The organism is Hymenobacter sp. 15J16-1T3B (genome assembly GCF_020711235.1).
In the GTDB taxonomy this organism is placed as follows: domain Bacteria; phylum Bacteroidota; class Bacteroidia; order Cytophagales; family Hymenobacteraceae; genus Solirubrum.
This window is the reverse complement of sequence record NZ_JAJFAV010000005.1, coordinates 120,487-139,569: the sequence shown is the minus strand read 5'-3', so window position 1 is coordinate 139,569 and position 19,083 is coordinate 120,487. Positions and strand designations below refer to the sequence as shown.

The 19,083-nt window shown below is 64.8% G+C and carries 15 protein-coding genes; 11 read left to right on the top strand and 4 right to left on the bottom strand.

All coding sequences use genetic code 11. The annotated features are described in order from the left end of the window. Positions 1 to 71: 71 nt before the first annotated feature. On the bottom strand, positions 72 to 2,447 hold the full coding sequence (locus LJ737_RS10650) for an alpha-amylase family glycosyl hydrolase (protein WP_227765498.1): 2,376 nt from the start codon (positions 2,445 to 2,447) through the stop codon (positions 72 to 74). Positions 2,448 to 2,688: 241 nt separating this feature from the next. On the opposite strand from LJ737_RS10650, the gene LJ737_RS10645 reads away from it, so the two are divergent. Further along, positions 2,689 to 3,537: a murein L,D-transpeptidase catalytic domain family protein gene (locus LJ737_RS10645; RefSeq protein ID WP_227765496.1), complete on the top strand. Its 849-nt coding sequence runs from the start codon at positions 2,689 to 2,691 to the stop codon at positions 3,535 to 3,537. A gap of 245 nt (positions 3,538 to 3,782) precedes the next feature. Next, a complete protein-coding gene (locus LJ737_RS10640; RefSeq protein WP_227765494.1) occupies positions 3,783 to 4,859 on the top strand; it encodes an FUSC family protein in 1,077 nt (358 codons plus the stop codon). A gap of 82 nt (positions 4,860 to 4,941) precedes the next feature. On the opposite strand, the gene LJ737_RS10635 is transcribed toward LJ737_RS10640, so the two are convergent. The 3 genes from LJ737_RS10635 to LJ737_RS10625 form a co-directional block, all read right to left on the bottom strand. Next, positions 4,942 to 6,003, bottom strand: a complete 1,062-nt coding sequence (locus LJ737_RS10635; protein ID WP_227765492.1) for an Ldh family oxidoreductase — start codon at positions 6,001 to 6,003, stop codon at positions 4,942 to 4,944. A gap of 185 nt (positions 6,004 to 6,188) precedes the next feature. Continuing rightward, positions 6,189 to 7,130, bottom strand: a complete 942-nt coding sequence (locus LJ737_RS10630; RefSeq protein WP_227765491.1) for a Ppx/GppA phosphatase family protein — start codon at positions 7,128 to 7,130, stop codon at positions 6,189 to 6,191. 150 nt (positions 7,131 to 7,280) lie between these two features. Further along, positions 7,281 to 8,174, bottom strand: a complete 894-nt coding sequence (locus LJ737_RS10625; protein WP_227765490.1) for a class I SAM-dependent methyltransferase — start codon at positions 8,172 to 8,174, stop codon at positions 7,281 to 7,283. Between the two features lie 89 nt (positions 8,175 to 8,263). Between LJ737_RS10625 and LJ737_RS10620 the strand changes: the two genes are divergently transcribed. The 9 genes from LJ737_RS10620 to secA all read left to right on the top strand — a co-directional run bounded on the left by LJ737_RS10620 (position 8,264) and on the right by secA (position 19,055). Then, positions 8,264 to 8,635 (top strand): hypothetical protein, encoded by a 372-nt coding sequence (locus LJ737_RS10620; RefSeq protein WP_227765488.1) that lies wholly within the window; start codon positions 8,264 to 8,266, stop codon positions 8,633 to 8,635. A 13-nt stretch (positions 8,636 to 8,648) separates the two neighbouring features. Then, a complete protein-coding gene (locus tag LJ737_RS10615) occupies positions 8,649 to 9,131 on the top strand; it encodes a DinB family protein (RefSeq protein ID WP_227765486.1) in 483 nt (160 codons plus the stop codon). Between the two features lie 22 nt (positions 9,132 to 9,153). Further along, on the top strand, positions 9,154 to 9,942 hold the full coding sequence (dapF, locus tag LJ737_RS10610; RefSeq protein ID WP_227765484.1) for a diaminopimelate epimerase: 789 nt from the start codon (positions 9,154 to 9,156) through the stop codon (positions 9,940 to 9,942). 1 nt (position 9,943) lies between these two features. Then, entirely contained in the window at positions 9,944 to 10,471 is a 528-nt protein-coding gene (locus LJ737_RS10605; protein WP_227765481.1) for a GNAT family N-acetyltransferase, read from the top strand. A gap of 177 nt (positions 10,472 to 10,648) precedes the next feature. Then, positions 10,649 to 11,869, top strand: coding sequence for a glycosyltransferase family 1 protein (locus tag LJ737_RS10600; RefSeq protein ID WP_227765478.1), 1,221 nt, complete (start codon positions 10,649 to 10,651; stop codon positions 11,867 to 11,869). A 67-nt stretch (positions 11,870 to 11,936) separates the two neighbouring features. Beyond that, a complete protein-coding gene (gene glf / locus LJ737_RS10595) occupies positions 11,937 to 13,121 on the top strand; it encodes a UDP-galactopyranose mutase (RefSeq protein WP_227765476.1) in 1,185 nt (394 codons plus the stop codon). A 69-nt stretch (positions 13,122 to 13,190) separates the two neighbouring features. Next, positions 13,191 to 14,489, top strand: coding sequence for a family 1 glycosylhydrolase (locus LJ737_RS10590; RefSeq protein ID WP_227765471.1), 1,299 nt, complete (start codon positions 13,191 to 13,193; stop codon positions 14,487 to 14,489). After that, the gene (locus tag LJ737_RS10585; RefSeq protein ID WP_227765469.1) at positions 14,486 to 15,397 is read left to right on the top strand and encodes an SDR family oxidoreductase; all 912 of its coding nucleotides are present in this window, start codon (positions 14,486 to 14,488) and stop codon (positions 15,395 to 15,397) included. Before LJ737_RS10590 ends, LJ737_RS10585 begins: the two co-directional genes overlap by 4 nt. Positions 15,398 to 15,653: 256 nt before the next feature. Then, on the top strand, positions 15,654 to 19,055 hold the full coding sequence (secA, locus tag LJ737_RS10580; protein ID WP_227765467.1) for a preprotein translocase subunit SecA: 3,402 nt from the start codon (positions 15,654 to 15,656) through the stop codon (positions 19,053 to 19,055). The last annotated feature ends 28 nt before the right edge of the window (positions 19,056 to 19,083 follow it).

The window sequence follows — 19,083 nt, the reverse complement described above, 5'->3', positions numbered from 1 at the left end:
ATTGAATGACGCCATTAAAAAAGCCGCTCCCGGATTCCGGAAGCGGCTTTTTTAATGCATTACTACGAACGTTACTTCACCACCAGCTTGCGCGTGAGGTGCAGCTCGGGTACGCTCACCGTGTACACGCCGGCGGGCAACTGCTTGCCGGGCTGCAGGCGCGTGGTGGTCGAGCCGGGGTAGAGCTTCACGGCTTCCTGGTGCACGCGGCGGCCGGTGAGGTCGTGCAGTTGCAGGGTCACCGTTTGTTCCTCGGGTGCCACCAGCGTCAGCTCGATGCGGTCGGCAGCGGTGGGGTTGGGGTACAGCTGCAGGTCGGCGGCCAGGGCCAGCTTGGCGTCGGTGGCGGCCGTGACGGTGCTGCTGCGGCCGGCCGTGGCGGTGTTGATAACCGTGGGGGCCGTGTAAGTCACCTTCACGAAGGCTTTCTGCGCGGGGTTGGCGGTGCTGTTCTGGCGGGCTTTGAGCGTAATCCAGCCGTCGGCCGTGGGCGTGTAGGAGCCGGTCAGCGTGCCCGTGCCCGAAGCGCTGGCCACCTGCGTGCCGCTGGCGTTGAACAGGGCCACGACCAACGAGCGGGTGCCGTCCGAGGGGAACAGGTTATAGCTCACCGTCTTGTTGGCGCCCACGTAGATGCGGCCGGCCGTGCGCCAGGCCGTGGAGGCCGCCGGCAGCTGCCCGCCCTGGCCCAGGGAGCGGCTGTCCCGGTCGCCCAGGTCGTCGGCCAGCTCCCATTCCTGGGTGGTGCTCAGGGCAGTGCGCACGTAGTTGGTGCCGATGTTCACCGGCGCCCACACCGAGTAGCCGCGGCGCCCGCCGGTAGCTGTGCCGTTGCAGGGCGGCGTGTTGATGCTCACCGTTTGCGCGCTGCTCACCGTCACGGTGGCCGTGCCGTTGGCGCCGGAGTAGTCCTTGAGCACCGTGCCCGGGGCGAAGTCGCACGACACGGTGTTGTTCTGCCAGGTCGAGTAGTTGTCGTTGATGCCAATAATGGCCTTGCTGCTGCGCTCGATGACGAGGTGGTCGGCCGCCTGGTAGCGCACCTTGTAGGCCCCGTCCTTAAAGTGCAGGTTCTGGTGGCACCAGATCAGGTTGTTCAGATCGTCGCGCACCGGCAAATCGGTGGTGCTGGTGGGGCGGTGCGAGTACCGCTTGCTGGTGCTGCCGATGTTGAAGAGGTCCTCGAAGAAAACCTGCGGGTTGCCGTCCACGGCGAAGGCGGCGGCGTAAGCGGCCGAGAGGCGCGGGTCGAACGGGTCGATGTGCGGGGCCAGCTCCGAGCCCGAGTTCCAGCCGGTGTAGTTGCCGTTGGCGTCGGTACTGGGCCGGAAGGTGTCGTGGTTGTTCACGAACGGGGCCGTGCGGTGCACGTAGCTGCCGTTGATGTTGACCACGCGCGTGCCCTGCTGGTAGCTGGGCAAGGAACCCAGGTCGAAGTTGCCGCCGCCGCTGACGATGTTGTAGATACCATTGCGCAGCGAGAAGTCGAAGGTGCCGGAGCGGTTCTGCACGTTGGTGCACCAGCCGTCCATCTGCGAGGCCGACCCCACCCATTCGCCCACGGCAAACATGGTGGCCCCGCCCGAGGCCCAGCCGGCGTTGCTCTGCAGGTTATACAGGAAGTCTTCGGTGGCGAAGTCCGGGAAGTGCTTTACCGCGTCGAGACGCACCCCGTCGAAGCCCACCTGCTTCTTGTACCAGATCAGCCAGTTGCGGGCCTGGGCGCGCATGTAGTCCGAGGTTTGCGCCGGGTTGTAGGTGGCGTTGGAGCTGGTGCCGTAGGAGCCCGAATAGTAGCTCACGTCCGGCCCGAAATACACCGCGTTCCAGTCGCCGGAAGTAGAATTATTGCCGGGGTTGGGGTTGAAGTTCTGCCAGTTTTTGGGCCAGCGGCCCGAGCGGGCCAGGTAATTGGCCGCGTCCTCCGCCGAGGCCGGGGAGTTGTAGGAGACGTAGCGGAAGTTTTTGTACTTACTCGTGCTGTAGTCTTCCCAGGCGGCCGGGTCCTGCCCGCCCGCGCCCGACTGGGAGCCGGCCCCGTCGACGTGGTTGAGCACCACGTCCTGCACCACTTCGATGCCGTTGGCGTGGAGCACGGCCACCATGCGCAGCAGCTCATCTTTGGTGCCCAGGCGCGTGCCCACGAAACCCTTTTGGTACTTGTCGCCGAGGTCGTACTGGTCGAACGGGGAGTAGCCGTTGCCCTGGTTGCCGTTCTTGATGCTCGGCGGAATCCAGACGGCGTCGACGCCCATGGCCTTGAGGCGCGGGGCCAGCTCGGCGAGGTAGTTGGCCCAGCCGTTGGGGTAGTTGGAATTCCAGTAGTCCCACCAGAAGCCCTGGAGGACGACTTTGGACTGTGCCTGTGCGGCGGGGCCCAGCAGCAGGGCCACACCGACTGCGGCCAGCGCCCCCAAACGGGACGCGGTGCGCCAGATTTTCAACATGAGTAAAGGTCGGGAATGCGGTAAGAAAAAAGGACAAAACCGGGATGTGTGCACGCAAGCCGGGCTGGTAAGTTGCGGAATATTTTTAGCTGCCACAATCGTTTGCGAAGGTTTTTCCCGCGCAGCGGAATCATCCGCCGCCGCCGGCCGTTAAGAATATCAGTTGCAGCCTATATCGGGGCCGCCTCGTATAGAACTCCGAAGGGTCGCAAGGCCCTGTGGCCCAAACGAAACCCCTCCGATGGAAAAGCATAATAGCGTCGTTCACCGTCTCCGCCTGAAAGCCAAAGCGCGCCGCCTTGCCCGCCGGGCGCTGCCGTTTGTGGCTTCTCTGTTCTTGGCCACGCCGCTGGCCGGCCCGGTGCGCACCAGCCAAGCCCACGGGCACCAGCTGCCGGTGGCCCTGAGCCGCCCCGCCGCCCCTTCGCCGGTGACGCTGCTCACCCAGGGCACGCGCCAGCTCTACGACGAACTGAACCTCGGGGCCCAGGGCCTGCGCTTCGACGTGTTCGAAAAGGCTTACACCGGCTTTCTGAACCTGCGCGCTGAAGATAAGCTCGACCCTAACCGCCAGCTGCTGGCCGTGGCCGATTTCGACCTGCCCAGCACCGAAAAGCGGCTGTGGGTGCTCGATCTGGACAAAAAGGAAGTGCTCTATCACACGCTGGTAGCCCACGGCCACAACTCCGGCGAAAACGTGGCCACCACCTTTTCGAACCAGAACGAGTCGAACATGAGCAGTTTGGGCTTCTACGTAACCGATACCGAGTACTACGGCAAACACGGCCGCTCCCTCAAGCTCGACGGCCAAGATCTGGGCTTCAACGACAACGCCCGCGAACGGGCCGTGGTGATGCACGGCGCCGACTACGTCAGCGAAGATTTTATCAAGCAAAATGGCCGCCTGGGCCGCAGCCTCGGCTGCCCGGCCCTGCCCATGGACCAGTACGCCCAGATCATCGACACGCTGGGCAAGGGCGCCTGCTTGTTCCTGAACGGCAACGACCCGAACTACCAGTCGCAGTACCTCGATACCGACGAAGCCGCCCGCGTGTACGCGGCCGTAGGCAGTGTCGGCCAATCGGTGTAACGCCCAACGCTTGAATGGGTCGAAGGCAATTGCCTGCCGACCCGTTGGCCCGGTGCGCGAGGATTTCCTCGGTGCACCGGGCTTTTTTGGGGCCTAGCGCAGCGGTGGGCCGCGCCCCACGGCTGCAGCCACACACCTAGCAAGCCACCAAGACCAGCGCCCCGTACAAACACGGGCGCTTTCCCATGCGCTTGGTGCTTATGCGAAGTTCTCTGCAACGGTATGTTCCCCGCACCCGGCGCGCGGTGCGCAGCCTGGTCCAGCTGCAGCAAGCCCCTTGGCGCTGGCAGGCTGGCCTAGAAGCTGCGCTGGCCCTGGGGCTGCCCGTGGGGCTGTTCACGCTGCTAGGCCAGCAGCCACTGGGTCTGCAGGCGGCGCTGGGCAGCTTCACGGCCCTCTATGGCGCCAGCCTCGCCCGCATCGACCGGGCCCGCTTGCTGCCGCTGGTGGCCGTGGGCCTGCTGCTGGCGGCGGCCCTGGGCGTGTTGTGCGCCGGCAACCTATGGCTGACCGGGGCTTGCTTGCTCGTCGTCAGCGGGCTGGCCGGGGTGCTGGTCCTGGGCTACCGGCTGGGGCCGCCGGGGCCCATGATGTTTGTGCTGGTGGCCGCGGTGGCGGGGCGCCTGACGGCGCCCGTGGCCCTGGGCGGCGTGGGCTTGCCCGGGCTGCGGCTGTGGGGGCTGGCCGCGCTGGGGGCCGCGCTGTCGTACCTGGTCATCGTGGCCCCGCTGGCGCTGCCGACGGTGAGGCGCCGCAGCCCAGGCCAGGGCTTGAAGGCTTTGTTTCCCGGCTTCAAATTACCGCCCGATACGGCGGTGCTGGCGGTGCGCATGGTGGGCGCGGTGCTGGTGGCGGTGCTGCTCAGCCGGCCCTTGGGCGCCTACCGCAGCTACTGGGTGGTGCTCAGCGCGGTGGCCGTGCTGCAGTCCAGCCCCTCGCGGCGGCTGACCATCATCCGCGGGCTGCACCGCGTCGTGGGCACGGTGCTCGGCATTTTGGTTTTCGAAGCCCTGTGGCTGCTGCACCCGGCGGGCATGCTGGCCGTGGCGGCGCTGATGGTGCTACAGGGGCTGACCGAAGTGGTAGTGGCGCGCAATTACGCCCTAGCCCTGTTGTTCATCACCCCGATGGCCCTGCTCAACGCCACCCTCGGCCACCCCGGCGCCACGCTGCCCACGGTGCAGGGCCGGGTGTTTGATACCTTGCTGGGCTCGGGCATTGCGCTGGGCGTATTCTGGCTCGGGGAGGCGCTGCTGCACCTGCGCGCCGGCACAGCGGAACCCGATAGGCAGGAACCGGAAGAAGCCAAAGGGAAGGCGTAACCCGAAATGAACGAAGGCAGACCACAACGCACCAGCGCCGCCCAGCGGTAGCCAGACGGCACTTGGGGCACGGTAGTGGGCCTTAGAGCGTCACGCCGAACTTTTGCCCGACGCTCTGCAAGTCGTCCACCACTTTCTGCAGCAGCGGAATGCCGTGCGTGAGGCGCTCCTCCGTCATGCGGCGCTCCGGGTCGCCGGGGATGAGCACCTGCTGGCCGGGCACGGCCTTGGCCTGGCGGAAGGTCTCAATCCACTTGTCCATGTGCGCCTTGAACTCGGCGGCGGGGCGGAAGGCGTCCACGCGCATCACCCCGAAGAAGTGCCCAATGCCCTGGCCCACCGGGTCGGCGGGCGGCTGCAGGAAGGCCACGAAGGGCGGCACCCAGGGCCCGTAGTTGGCGCCCGACAGCACCGCGGAAAGAATGTCGACGGTGGCGCCCAGGCCGTAGCCCTTGTGCGAGCCGGTTTCGCCGCCCAGCGGCACCAGCGCGCCGCCGTTGCGGGTTTCGGTGGGGTTGCTGCTCGGTTGGCCCTCTTTGTCCTGGATCCAGCCGGCGGGGGCGGGCAGGCCCTTGCGCTCCAGGATTTCCATTTTGCCCTGGGCGGCCGTGGTGGTGGCCATGTCGAGCACGAAGGGCGGCTGCTCCCCGGCCGGAATGGCGACGGAAATCGGGTTGGTGCCGAGCAGGCGCTCCAGCGAGTAGGTAGGCGCCACCAGCGGCGAGGCATTGGTGAGGGCAATGCCAATCATGTCGTGGGGCAGGGCCAGCATGGCGTGGTAGCCGGCAATGCCGAAGTGGTTGGAATTGCGCACCGCCACCCAGCCCGTGCCCGCCACCTGCGCCTTCTCGATGGCCAGACGCATGGCGTGCGGGGCCACCACCAAGCCCAGGCCGGCGTCGCCGTCGACCACGGCCGTGCTCGGCGTCTCGTGCACCGTGGCGACGCGTGGGGCGGCGTTGATGCGTTGGGCTTCCCAGAGGCGCACGTAGCCGCTCAGGCGGGCCACACCGTGCGAGTCGACGCCGCGCAAATCGGCGGACAGCAGGGTTTCGGTAGCTTGGCGGGCGTCCTCGGCGGGGCAGCCCATGGCGCGAAACACGCCCTCGGCAAAATCAAACAGACGCTGGTACTCGAAAGTCAAGGAGGCAGAAGTAAATGAGGTAGAAGGGTGGGAGGGCGGCACCAGCGGTGCCCACCGCTCACAATTCGGCGGACGCAAAAATGGCTGTTAAAGCCTATTGCGAGGAGCCGCACGCGCACAAACGCGAGCTAGTCCCCGCACCCCGGTGCGGCCCGGGGCCGCCCGCCGCCCCGGGCATGGCGGCGTTACCGCTCCAGCATTTCGGCCAGCAAGCCCTCTTTCAGCGCGTAGGCGGAGGCTTTGATGCGGGTGAGGCGGCAGGCGTTGAGCACGAAGTCGATGAGCACGCAGGCCACCACAATCATGTCGGCGCGCATGGGCGTCATGCCGGGCAGGGCTAGGCGCTGCTCGTGGGTGGTGCTCAGCAGCTCGTCGTAGCTACGGTAAAAGCTGTCGAGCGACACGTCGCGGGCGGCGGGCTGTTGCGCGAGGTCCTGGCCTTGCCGGGCGGCTTCCAAGTCGCCGAGCGTATCGAACGAGCCGGAGGCGCCCACCAGGGTGCTGGGGCGAAAGTGCTCCACGGCCGAGAGCATGGGCACCAGCGCGTGGCGTAAAAACTCCTGTTCGGCGCGCACGTCGTCCTGCGTGAGCGGGTCGTGGCGGAAAAACTGGTCGAGCAGGCGCTGAGCCCCGATTTCAAAGCTCTGCTTCCAGAAAATCTGCTGGTCGTTGGCAATAATGAATTCCACCGAGCCCCCGCCGATGTCCATGAGCAGGTGCGGCTCGTCGCCCAGCGGCACCGCCTGCCGGATGCCCTTGCAAATCAGCTCGGCCTCGCGGGCGCCAGCAATGACTTCGACGCGGATGCCGGTTTGCTCGAAAATGGCCTTGACCAGCTCGGCCCCGTTGCGGGCCACGCGCACCGCGCTGGTGGCCGTGGCGCGCACATCCGTCACCTGGTGCAGCTCGATTTCCTCCTGAAACGCCTGCAAGGTGTGCAGGGCCCGGTCGAAAGCGGCCGGCGCAATTTCGCCGTTGCTGATGCCGCCCTCGCCCAGCTTCACGCCCACCTTGGTACGCAGCAGCACCCGCGGTGCCTCGCCGCGCCGCTCGGACAGCTCCACGATGAGCAGGTGAAACGTGTTGGTGCCCATGTCAATCAGGGCCAGGCGCTGGTGACGTATCATTCGGTTTTCGTTACTGGTGAGGGGTTTTTCGGGCGCTGACAGCAGGACAAGACCGGACTTGGTGCCACGCTGGGGCGCTTGGGGCGCCGGCAGGAGCGTGGGTGCTATTGGCAGACGAAAAACGAACAACCAATAACGAAAAACGAATTTCTAATTCGCAAACCGGCAGAAGGTGCCCAGCGGCAGCTTGCGCTGGCCCTTGTCGTGCAGGTAGATTTCCCCGATTTCGCGCTGCCGGCCGTAGGGCGCGTAAATCGTGTCGATGAGGTTGTCCAGAATCAGCGCGGAATAGCCGATGGAGTAGAGGTTGATGACGTAGAAATGGTCCTGCGGGTCGAGCAGCTCGCGGCAGAGCTTGAGCATCTCGTTGAGTTGGTCTTCAAGCTGCCACTTCTCGCCGGTGGGGCCGCGGCCGTAGGCGGGCGGGTCGAGGATGAGGCCCTGGTACTTGTTGCCGCGCTTCACCTCGCGCTGCACGTACTTGAAGGCGTCTTCCACCAGCCAACGTACCCCGTCGAGGCCGGAGGCTTCCATGTTGTCGCGGGCCCAAAAGTTGACCTGCTTCACCGAGTCGAGGTGGGTCACGTCGGCGCCGGCGGCGCGGGCCGCCAGGGTGGCCGCGCCGGTGTAGGCAAACAGGTTGAGCACCCGCGGCTTTTCGGCGCGGCGCTTCTGCGTCTGTTCGTAGATGAACTGCCAGTTGGGGTCCTGCTCCGGAAACAGCCCCACGTGCTTAAACGACGACAACCCCAGGCGGAAGCGCAGCTTCAGCCCGTCGGGCCGCTCGTAGCTGATAACCCACTGCTCGGCCATGCCCGGCTTGAGGCGCCACTGGCCTTTTTCGGTGGCCGCGTTGGCGCCTTTTTCGCGGGTGAAGGTGGCGTGGGCCCGGTCCCACTCGCTCTTGGGCAGGTGCGGGTCCCACACGGCTTGCGGCTCGGGGCGGCTGAGCACGTAGCGCCCGAAGCGCTCCAGCTTTTGAAAGTTGCCGCTGTCGAGCAGCTCGTAGTCGGGCCAGGGACTGGTGGTGAGGAAGGAGTACATGCGCTACCTTTGGTGAGCCCCGCGGGGCGGGCCGGCAAAGGTACGGCCTGCTGCAGAACAAGGAGCCGCCGGCCCCGGCCACGTAACGTATGCGCCAGCCCCTGGTTTTATTGAATGCCGTCGTCTTTCGGGTGATGGACCTGATGTGGCAAGACGATAGCAAAGCCCGCCACAAGACCTTGTTGGCCGTCAGCTGGGTCTTGATGCTGCACTGCGCCCTGCCGCAGCTGCTGCGGGAGCGGAGCAGTGGCTACGACGCCGACGTGGCCGCAATAACCATCTTGGGCTTGGTGATAGCGCCGCTGATCAATTACGGCGTGGTATACTGGCGCCGCGACGCGGTGGCGGAGTTTTATGCGTTGTACCGGCAGCCGCGCGCCACCCGGTGCATGCCGTGGGTGCTGGTGTACGTGGTGCTGTCGTTTTGCGCGCTGAATTACGCGCTGTTGTTTCTCCGCTAACCTTGCCGCCGTTATGGCCGAACTTCCCCGCCTCGTCGACCAGCTCGAACGCGCCTTCCACGGCGACGCCTGGTCCGGCCCCTCGCTGTTGGCCACGCTGGTTGGCCTCTCGGCCGACCAAGCCGCGGCCCGGCCCATCCCGCCGGCCCACAGCATCTGGGAGCTGGTGCTGCACCTGCGCACCTGGGCCGACACCGTGCGCGCCCGCATCGAGCAGCGCTACAACGTGGCCATCGAGGGCGAAGACTGGCCCGCCGTGCCCCTGGTGGCCGACGAAGTAGCCTGGCAAACGGCCCTGGGCGAGCTGTCCAAAGCGCACGAACAACTCGTGACGGCGGCGCAGGCGCTGCCTGAAAAAGACCTTAGCCAAGTGCTCGGTGCCGAACGCAACCGCCCGGACGGTTCGGGTGTTTCCATTTACGTATTGTTGCACGGCACGGCGCAGCACTACCTCTACCACGCCGGCCAGGTGGCGCTGCTGCGCAAGCTGGTCTGACCGCTTTCACTTCCGCTTTTCCATGCGTTTCTACAAATACCAGGGCACCGGCAACGACTTCGTCATGATTGACGACCGCGCCCGCACCTTTCCGGCCGACGACTACGCCCTGGTGCGCCGCCTCTGCGAGCGGCGCCGCGGCATCGGCGCCGACGGCCTCATCCTGCTGCGCACCCTGCCCGGCTACGACTTCGAAATGGTGTACTACAACGCCGACGGCTACCTGGGCTCGATGTGCGGCAACGGCGGCCGCTGCACCGTGGCCTTTGCCCGGCAGCTCGGCGTGATTCAGAACCAAGCCCGCTTCCTCGCCGCCGACGGCCCGCACGAAGCCACGGTGGATGCCGACGGCACCGTGCGCCTGCGCATGATGGACGTGGCCGGTCAGCAGGAAATGCCTGACGGGATTTTTCTCAACACCGGCAGCCCGCACATCGTCCGCTTTCTGCCCGCCAGCTCCCTGGCCGAGCACAACGTCTACGCCGAGGGCCGCGCCATCCGCTACGGCGAGTTTTTTGGCGCCCGCGGTGGCACCAACGTCAACTTCGTGGAAGCGCCGCAAGCCAGCGGGCAGCCCTGGCAGGTGCGTACTTACGAGCGCGGTGTGGAGGACGAAACGCACTCCTGCGGCACCGGCGTAACAGCCGTGGCCCTGGCCGCCGCCCGCCGCGGCGCCGCCAGCCCGGTGCCCCTGCGCACCATCGGCGGCGACCTGTCGGTAAGCTTCCGGCAGCACCCCGACGGCTCTTTTACCGAGGTGTATTTGAACGGCCCGGCGGCGTACGTATTCGAAGGCGATATTTCGCTGTAGTATGCTGCGCGGCCACTCCGTTTACCTGCGCGCCCTCGAGGCCGACGACCTCGCGTTTCTTTACGAAATCGAAAACGACCCGAGCGTGTGGGGCCTGGCTTCCGACACGCTCACGCCGATTTCGCACTACTCGCTGGAGCGCTACCTCGTCGCGGCCGCCGCTGATTTCTACGAAGTGCGGCAGCTGCGCCTGGTTATCTGCGCCCGCGCCGACGACGCGGCCGTGGGCACGGTGGACCTCTTCAACTTCGAGCCCCACCACCGGCGCGCGGCCGTGGGCATCATGGTGCTGCAAAACCGCCGCCGCGCCGGCTACGCCGCCGAAGCCCTGCGCCTGACGCTGCAGTACGCTCGCCGCACCCTGCACCTGCACCAGGTGTATTGCACCGTCGCGGCCAGCAACCGGGCCAGCTTGCGGCTGTTTCGCGGGGCCGGGTTTCGGCGCGTGGGCGTGCGCCACCAGTGGCTCAGCACCGACGAGGGGTGGGAAGACGCCGTGGAAATGCAGTGCGTTGCAACGGGCCACTAGGCCCGTTTTTTTTGGCCCATACCCGGCCTTTTCCGGGTCGAGCTGGTCGGCAGGTATCCTTTTTCGGGGGGGCTGCGTATGCTTATTTGCCGCGCTTGGTTGAGAAGGGCCGTGTGACCGAGCCGACCAATTTCTTATTGCCGCACCTACCGCCAAATTTTTTTGACGCTTTAACGCATGTCCCTACTCGACGTCCCCTCCTACGCGCCGGCAAACGCCAACTCTCCCTCAGACGCCACGACCGAGGCCGCCGCTGAGGCCACCAACTCTTCGACCCTGCCCGACTTGGTGTGCTTCGCGCACCTGCACTGGGACTTTGTGTGGCAACGCCCGCAGCATTTGCTCTCCCGCTTTGCCAAGCACACCCGCGTGTTTTACGTGGAAGAGCCCTGCACGCATTACGGCGACAAAACGATGGCGCCGTGGCTGGAAATCAAGGACCGCGAAGAGGGCAAACTGAAAATCGTGGTGGTGCACCTGCCCGAGGGGTTGAGCGAGGAGGCCGCCGACAAAACCCAGGCGGACATCCTGACCGAGTACTTCCGGAAGGAAAATATCCAGGACTTCGTGGCCTGGTACTATTCGCCCATGTTCCTGGCCAAGTCGCGGCAATTCCAGCCCGCGCTGACCATCTACGACTGCATGGACGAACTGGCCAATTTCAAAGGCGCGCACCCCGAGCTGCGCAGCCGCGAGCAGGAGCTGTTCCGGAAAGCCCAGCTCGTTTTCACCGGCGGCCAGAGCCTCTACGAAGCTAAAACCAAGCAGCATCCCAGCGCCCACGCCTTCCCGAGCAGCATCGACAAGGCACACTTTGGCCAGGCCCGCCGGGCGGCTGCCGAACCCGCCGACCAAGCCGGCATTGCGCATCCGCGCGTGGGCTTCTTCGGCGTGGTCGATGAGCGCCTCGACATTGAGCTGCTGGGCCAGCTGGCCACCGCCCGCCCCGACTGGCAGTTCGTCATCATCGGGCCGGTGGTGAAAATCGACCCGGCCACGCTGCCCCAGGCGAAGAACATCCACTACCTCGGCGGCAAGGACTACAAGGAACTGCCCGACTACCTGCGCGGCTGGGACGTGGCCACCCTGCTCTTCGCCGACAACGAAAGCACCAAGTTCATTTCGCCCACCAAGACGCCCGAGTACCTATCCGCCGGCCGCCCCGTGGTCAGCACGCCCATCCGCGACGTGGTGCGCCCCTACGGCGAACTGGGCCTCGTGCACATCGCCGCCCAAGCCCCCGAGTTCGAGCAGGCCATCGAGAAGGCCCTGCAGGACGGCACCGACCCCGCTTGGCTCAAGCGCGTTGACGAGTACCTCGCTACCATCTCCTGGGACCAGACCTGGCAAGGCATGGTCGACCTGATGCAGAGCGAATTGAAAAAGACCCGCGCTTAGCCTGTTTCCGCCGCTTACCACACCAATCCCCCTCATCCCAACCAATCACCTAACTGCCCCCGGAGCTATGTTTGATTACCTCATCGTCGGAGCCGGCTTCGCTGGCAGCGTCCTCGCTGAACGCCTCGCCACGCGCTCAAACAAAAAAGTGCTGATTATCGACAAGCGCAACCACATCGGTGGCAACGCTTACGACCACTACAACGAGGACGGCATCCTCGTGCACAAGTACGGCCCGCACATCTTCCACACCAACTCGAAGGATGTGTTCGAGTACCTCTCCAACTTCACCGATTGGCGCCCCTACGAGCACTGGGTGCTGGCCTCGGTGGACGGGCAGCACGTGCCGATTCCGATCAACCTGGACACCATCAACAAGCTCTACGGCACCAACATGACTTCCTTCGAGGTCGACGCGTTCTTCGAGTCGCAGGCCGAGGAAGTGCCGGTAATCAAGACCTCGGAGGACGTGGTGGTGAGCAAAGTCGGCCGCGAGCTGTACGAGAAGTTCTTCCGCAACTACACCCGCAAGCAGTGGGGCCTCGACCCCTCGGAGCTGGATAAGTCGGTGACCTCGCGCGTGCCCACCCGCACCAACCGCGACCGGCGCTACTTCACCGACACGTACCAAGCCATGCCCCTGCACGGCTACACCAAGATGTTCGAGAAGATGCTCGACCACCCGAACATCAAGATCATGCTCAACGTGGACTACCACGAAATCGTGAACGTCATTCCCTTCAAGGAAATGATTTTCACCGGCCCCGTGGACGAGTACTTCGACTTCAAATTCGGCAAGCTGCCTTACCGCTCGTTGGAGTTCAAGCACGAGACGCTCAACAAGGAGCAGCACCTGGAAGCCCCGGTGGTGAACTACCCCAACGAGCACCTCTACACCCGCATCACGGAGTTCAAGGCCCTTACCGGGCAACAACACCCCAAGACCAGCCTGGTGTATGAGTTCCCGCGCGCCGAGGGCGACCCGTACTACCCGATTCCGAAGCCCGAAAACGCGGAGCTCTACAACAAGTACAAGAAGCTGGCCGACGAAACGCCCAACGTGCACTTCGTAGGCCGCCTGGCCACCTACAAGTACTACAACATGGACCAGGTGGTAGCCCAGGCCCTGACTTTGTACAAGAAGCTCACCGAGAAGTCGGAGGAAGCCCAGCCCAAGAAGCCGGCCATTACCGGTTCGGCCACGCTGATGGAAAAACTGCTTCCCCGCGACCCGGACAAGAAGAAAGCATAAGTTTCGTACCAATCCCGCGGGGTGTAGCAGTTTGCCGTGCTTGCTACACCCCGCGGTTATTTACTGCGCATGGCAAAGTTGGAATTGTGGGGCGGCGTCGAATGCAGCATTCGGCGCGTGCAGAATGACTTTTCGGATCAGACGCGCCTGAGCGGGCACCGCGAGCGGCTGACCGACCTTGAGGAAATTGCCGAGCTGGGCCTGCGCCGGCTGCGCTACCCCGTGCTCTGGGAAAACGTGGCGCCCGACAGCCTGGACGCGCCCGACTGGTCGTGGACCGACGAGCGAATGAACCGCCTGCGCGAGCTGGGCATTGCCCCCATTGCGGGGCTGGTGCACCACGGCAGCGGCCCGCGCTACACAGCCATGGACCAACCCAGCTTCGTGACGGGCCTGGCGCGCTACGCCCGCATGGTGGCCGAGCGTTACCCGTGGGTGATGCAGTACACGCCCGTTAACGAGCCGCTGACCACCGCCCGCTTCAGCGGCCTCTACGGCCTCTGGTACCCGCACCGCCACGACGACGACGCGTTTGTGCGCATGCTGCTGCACCAGGTGCAGGCCACCAAAGCGGCCATGCTGGCCATCCGGGAAGTGAATCCGCGGGCCCAGCTGGTGCAAACCGAAGACCTGGGCAAGATTCACAGCACGCCGCACTTGGCTTACCAGGCCGAGTTCGAAAACCACCGCCGCTGGCTCAGCTTCGATTTGCTCTGCGGCCGCGTCACGCCCGAGCACGCGCTCTACCCATACCTCCTCGAGCACGGCGCCCGCGCGGAGGAATTGGCCGAGCTGGTGAGTGCACCGCTGCCGCCCGATGTGCTCGGCATCAACTACTACGTGACCAGTGAACGGTTTCTTGACGAGCGGCTGGAACACTACCCCGCGCACAGCGTCGGGCGCAACCACCAGGAGCACTACGCCGACGTGGAAGCCGTGCGCGTGGCGCCGCTGGAGCTGGCCGGCCTCGAAAATCTGCTGCTGGAAGCCTGGGAGCGGTACCGCCTCCCGCTGGCCGTTACCGAAGTGCAGCTGGCTTGCACCCGCGAGGAGCAGATGCGCTGGTTGCAGCAGGCCTGGCAGCAAGCCCAGGCCGCCCGCCGCGCCGGCGCCGACGTGCGGGCCGTTACCGTCTGGGCCCTCTTCGGCGCTTACAACTGGAACACGCTGCTGACCCGCGACGACGGCCATTACGAAACCGGAGTGTTCGACGTCCGCGGCGGGCAGCCCCGCCGCACGGCTTTGTTTCGCATGGCCCAGCACCTAGCGCAGGGCCGGGCCTACGACCATCCCGTGCTGCACGGTGCCGGCTGGTGGCAGCGCCCCGACCGATTTGCCTACCGCCACACCCAACCGACCCAGCCATGATGGCACCTCAACTTACGCCCGTTGCTCGGCCGCTGCTCATCACTGGTGCCCAAGGCACCCTTGGCCGGGCCTTCCGCCGTGTGTGCGAGGTGCGCAACCTGCACTACGTGGCCCTAAGCCGGCACGAGCTGGATATTGCCGACCCCGTAGCCGTTGAACTGGCTTTGGCCGCCCACCAGCCCTGGGCCGTGGTCAACGCCGCCGGCTACGTGCGCGTCGATGAAGCCGAGCGAGACCCCGCGCAGTGCTACCGCGCGAATACCACCGGCCCCAAGGTGCTGGCCCAAGCCTGCGCCCACCGCGGCGTGCAACTGCTCACCTTTTCGTCCGATTTAGTGTTCGACGGGCAGCAGTCGGTGCCCTACACCGAGGACGACACCAAGGGCCCGCTCAACGTGTATGGCCGCAGCAAAAGCCTCGCCGAGCGCGACGTGCTCACCGCCATGCCTGGTGCCTTGGTAGTGCGGACCAGCGCCTTTTTTGGCCCCTGGGACGAGTACAACTTCGTGCACTTTGCGCTGCAGGCCCTGCGCGGCGGCCGCACGTTCGAAGCCGCCGCCGACCTGCAAGTGTCGCCCACCTACGTGCCCGACCTCGTCAACACTGCGCTGGACCTGCTCATCGACGAGGAGCACGGCATCTGGCACGTGGCCAACCGCGGCGCCTACACCTGGGCCCGGCTGGCGCAGCTGGCCGCCGAAGCCGCCGGCCTCGACACCGCGTTGGTGCAGCCGCAGCCGGCCGCGGCCTTTGGCTGGCCCGCGCCGCGCCCGGCCTTCAGCGCCCTGAGCAGCAGCCGCGGCATTGTGCTGCCCAGCGTCGAAGACGGCTTGGGCCGCTATATGCACGACGTGCACCTGGGCGCGGTGAGCCACTGCGCACTAAAAGGCGAAGCCGTCGAAGCCTAGCCCGCGCCGGGTTAACGTCCGGAGCTGCGCGGATGCGCGGGCTGGCGCCCCGCAGCGGGCGGCAACTTTGGCACGAGCCCGGCGCCAGCCGCCGCCCAAACCTGTCAATAGGGCTTTCTAACTCAACCCCGCACTCTTTTTGAGGAAGCGGGGTTGTTCATTTCTGGGACATCTGATAATGCGTCTGGGGCTTTTCCCTTAGAAAACGTATTTTTGAGGTGCGCCCCAGCGCATTCAGTACATTTTCCTCTACAGCATGTTCGATTTTATCGGGAAGGCCGTCACGAAAGTCTTCGGCACCAAGTCGGAGCGGGACTTGAAAGGCATCATCCCTTACGTGGCGACCATCAACGCCGAATACGCCAAACTGGCAGGCATCTCGGATGACGAGCTGCGCGGCCAGTCCGACGAGCTGCGCGCCATTATCGATGAGCGCCTGCAAGCCGTGGATGCCCAGATTGCTGGCTTGCACGCGCGTATCAACGACCAGCCCAACCTCGACATTCAGGAAAAGGAACAGATCTTCGACCAGATCGACGCGCTGGAAAAGCAGCGCAACGTGCAGCTGGAAGAAGTGCTGATGGAAATTGCGCCGCGCTCCTTTGCCATCGTGAAGGAAACGGCCCGCCGCTACAAGGAAAATGGCCAGCTGGTGGTTACGGCCACCGAGCACGACCGGAGCTTGGCGCGCACCCGGCCGCACATTCGTCTGGAGGGCGACAAAGCCATCTGGCCGAACAAGTGGATGGCCGGCGGTTCGGAAATGACCTGGGAGATGGTGCACTACGACGTGCAGCTCATCGGCGGCCTGGTGCTGCACCAGGGCAAGATTTCGGAAATGGCCACGGGTGAAGGCAAGACGCTGGTGGCCACGCTGCCCGCCTTCCTGAACGCCCTGGCCCGCCGCGGCGTGCACGTGGTGACGGTGAACGATTACCTCGCCAAGCGTGACTCGGAATGGATGGGCCCGCTGTACGAGTTTCACAACATGCGTTGTGACTGCATCGACAAGCACCAGCCCAACACGGATGCCCGCCGCCAGGCGTACCTGGCCGACATCACCTACGGCACCAACAACGAATTCGGCTTCGACTACCTGCGCGACAACATGGCGCGCGACCCGGAAGAGCTGGTGCAACGCAAGCACCACTACGCCATGGTCGACGAAGTGGACTCGGTGCTCATCGACGACGCCCGGACCCCGCTCATCATCAGCGGTCCGGTGCCGCGCGGCGACGTGCACGAATTCTTGATTCTGAAACCCCGCATCGAGCGGCTGGTAAACGAGCAGAAGAAGCTCGTGCAGCAGTACCTGCTCGACGCCAAGCGCCTCATCAAAGAGGGCAAAGACGGCCCCAAAGAAGGGGAGGGCGGCCTGGCGCTGTTCCGCGCCTTCCGCGGCCTGCCCAAGAGCAAACCGCTCATCAAGTTCCTCTCGGAAACCGGCAACCGCGCCATCCTGCAGAAAGTGGAAAACCACTACCTGGCCGACAACTCGCGCCAGATGCCGCAGGCCGACATGCCGCTGCTCTTCACCATCGACGAGAAGAACAACCAGATTGAACTGACGGAAAAGGGCATCGACCTGATTACCGGGCAGGGCGAAGACCCGCACTTCTTCATCATGCCCGATATCGGCACCGACCTGGCCGCCATCGAAAACAACAAGGCCCTGACGGCCGAGGAGCGCCTGCACCAGAAGGAACACCTGATGCAGGACTTCCAGGAGAAGTCGGAGCGCATCCACACCGTCAACCAGCTGCTGAAGGCCTACACCCTGTTCGAACTCAACGACCAGTACATCGTGAGCGAGGACCACAAGGTGAAGATTGTGGACGAGCAGACCGGCCGCGTGATGGAAGGCCGCCGCTACTCCGACGGCCTGCACCAGGCCATCGAAGCCAAGGAAAACGTGCGCATCGAAGACGCCACGCAGACCTACGCCACGGTGACCCTGCAGAACTACTTCCGCATGTACCACAAGCTGGCCGGCATGACCGGTACGGCCGAAACGGAAGCGGGCGAGTTCTGGCAGATCTACAAGCTGGACGTGGTGGTCATCCCCACCAACCGCGGCATTGCCCGCAAAGACCAGCACGACAAGGTGTACAAAACCACGCGCGAGAAGTACAACGCCGTGGCCGAGGAAATCCAGGAGCTGGTGAAGGCCGGCCGCCCGGTGCTGGTGGGTACCACCACGGTGGAAAACTCGGAAATCATCAGCCGACTGCTGCAGCTGCGCAAGATTCCGCACCAAGTACTGAACGCCAAGCAAAACCAGCGCGAGGCCGAAATCGTGTCGAATGCCGGCTACCCCGGCACCGTGACCATCGCCACCAACATGGCCGGCCGCGGTACCGACATCAAGCTGAAGGAAACCTCCAAGGAAGCGGGCGGTCTGGCCATCATCGGCACGGAGCGTCACGAATCGCGCCGCGTCGACCGGCAGCTGCGCGGCCGTGCCGGCCGCCAAGGTGACCCGGGCACCTCGCAGTTCTTCGTGTCGCTCGAAGACAACCTGATGCGCCTGTTCGGCTCCGACCGCATTGCCCGCCTCATGGACCGCATGGGCCTGGAGGAAGGCGAGGTGATTCAGCACTCGATGATTACTTCCTCGATTGAGCGCGCTCAGAAGAAAGTCGAAGAGAACAACTTCGGCATGCGCAAGCGCCTGCTGGAGTACGACGACGTGATGAACGCCCAGCGCGAGGTGGTGTACCGCCGCCGCCGCAACGCCCTCTTTGGTGAGCGTCTGGAGCTGGACGTGTGGAACATGATCTACGAGGTGTCGGAGGACATCGTGGCCGGCCACAAAATCAGCGGCAACTACGACGACTTCCAGCTGGCCATCATCCGCGTGTTTGGCTACGACACCCACATTTCGGCCAACGAGTTTGCCGCCCAGCCGGCTCCGGCCCTGGTGCAGAAGCTCTACGACGAAGCCCTGGGCTACTACCACTCCAAGAACGAGGTCATCGGCGAGTCGGCGCTGCCGCTCATCAACGACCTGCTGGCCCAGAACGCCCCGTTCGAAAACATTGCCGTGCCGTTCTCCGATCAGCGCAAGCAAGTAACTGCTGTGGCCAGCCTGCGCAAGGCCCAGCAAACCAACGGGCAGGAGCTGATCCGCGCCATGGAAAAGGTCATCGTGCTGTCGCTCATCGACGAAGCCTGGACCCAGCACCTGCGCGCCATGGACGACCTGAAGCAGGTGGTGCAGAACGCCGTGTACGAGCAGAAAGACCCGCTGCTGGTCTACAAGTTCGAGTCGTTCGAGCTGTTCAAGCGCATGATCAGCAAGGTCAACGAGGACACCGTGACCTTCCTGTTCCACGCCGACATTCCGGCCACCACGCAGGCCCCCGGCCAGGAGCCGGAAATTTTCTTCGAGGAAGCCGACACCGTGCCGCGCATGCCGCAGCCCCGCGTGAAGGCCGAAAAGGAGCAGGTGCACTCGCAGCTGGAGTCGGGCTACACGGCCGAGGACGACAACGCCGAAACCATCGTGGAAAAGCAGGAGCCGGCCCGTTCGCAGAAAATTGCCAACCGCAACGACAAAGTGAGCGTGCAGTACATGGACGGCCGCATCGTGCGAGACGTGAAGTTTAAGAGCGTGGAAGAAGACGTGCTCAGCAACCGCGCCGTCATCATCGACTAAGCATTGACTGGACGCATGAATAAAAGCG

What these genes read in the sequence shown, in the direction of transcription:
- LJ737_RS10650 (WP_227765498.1), bottom strand. Translation starts at nt 2,447, where the DNA reads ATGTTGAAAATCTGGCGCACCGCGTCCCGTTTGGGGGCGCTGGCCGCA.
- LJ737_RS10645 (WP_227765496.1), top strand. Translation starts at nt 2,689, where the DNA reads ATGGAAAAGCATAATAGCGTCGTTCACCGTCTCCGCCTGAAAGCCAAA.
- LJ737_RS10630 (WP_227765491.1), bottom strand. Translation starts at nt 7,130, where the DNA reads ATGATACGTCACCAGCGCCTGGCCCTGATTGACATGGGCACCAACACG.
- LJ737_RS10625 (WP_227765490.1), bottom strand. Translation starts at nt 8,174, where the DNA reads ATGTACTCCTTCCTCACCACCAGTCCCTGGCCCGACTACGAGCTGCTC.
- LJ737_RS10620 (WP_227765488.1), top strand. Translation starts at nt 8,264, where the DNA reads ATGCGCCAGCCCCTGGTTTTATTGAATGCCGTCGTCTTTCGGGTGATG.
- LJ737_RS10615 (WP_227765486.1), top strand. Translation starts at nt 8,649, where the DNA reads ATGGCCGAACTTCCCCGCCTCGTCGACCAGCTCGAACGCGCCTTCCAC.
- dapF (WP_227765484.1), top strand. Translation starts at nt 9,154, where the DNA reads ATGCGTTTCTACAAATACCAGGGCACCGGCAACGACTTCGTCATGATT.
- LJ737_RS10605 (WP_227765481.1), top strand. Translation starts at nt 9,944, where the DNA reads ATGCTGCGCGGCCACTCCGTTTACCTGCGCGCCCTCGAGGCCGACGAC.
- LJ737_RS10600 (WP_227765478.1), top strand. Translation starts at nt 10,649, where the DNA reads ATGTCCCTACTCGACGTCCCCTCCTACGCGCCGGCAAACGCCAACTCT.
- glf (WP_227765476.1), top strand. Translation starts at nt 11,937, where the DNA reads ATGTTTGATTACCTCATCGTCGGAGCCGGCTTCGCTGGCAGCGTCCTC.
- LJ737_RS10590 (WP_227765471.1), top strand. Translation starts at nt 13,191, where the DNA reads ATGGCAAAGTTGGAATTGTGGGGCGGCGTCGAATGCAGCATTCGGCGC.
- LJ737_RS10585 (WP_227765469.1), top strand. Translation starts at nt 14,486, where the DNA reads ATGATGGCACCTCAACTTACGCCCGTTGCTCGGCCGCTGCTCATCACT.
- secA (WP_227765467.1), top strand. Translation starts at nt 15,654, where the DNA reads ATGTTCGATTTTATCGGGAAGGCCGTCACGAAAGTCTTCGGCACCAAG.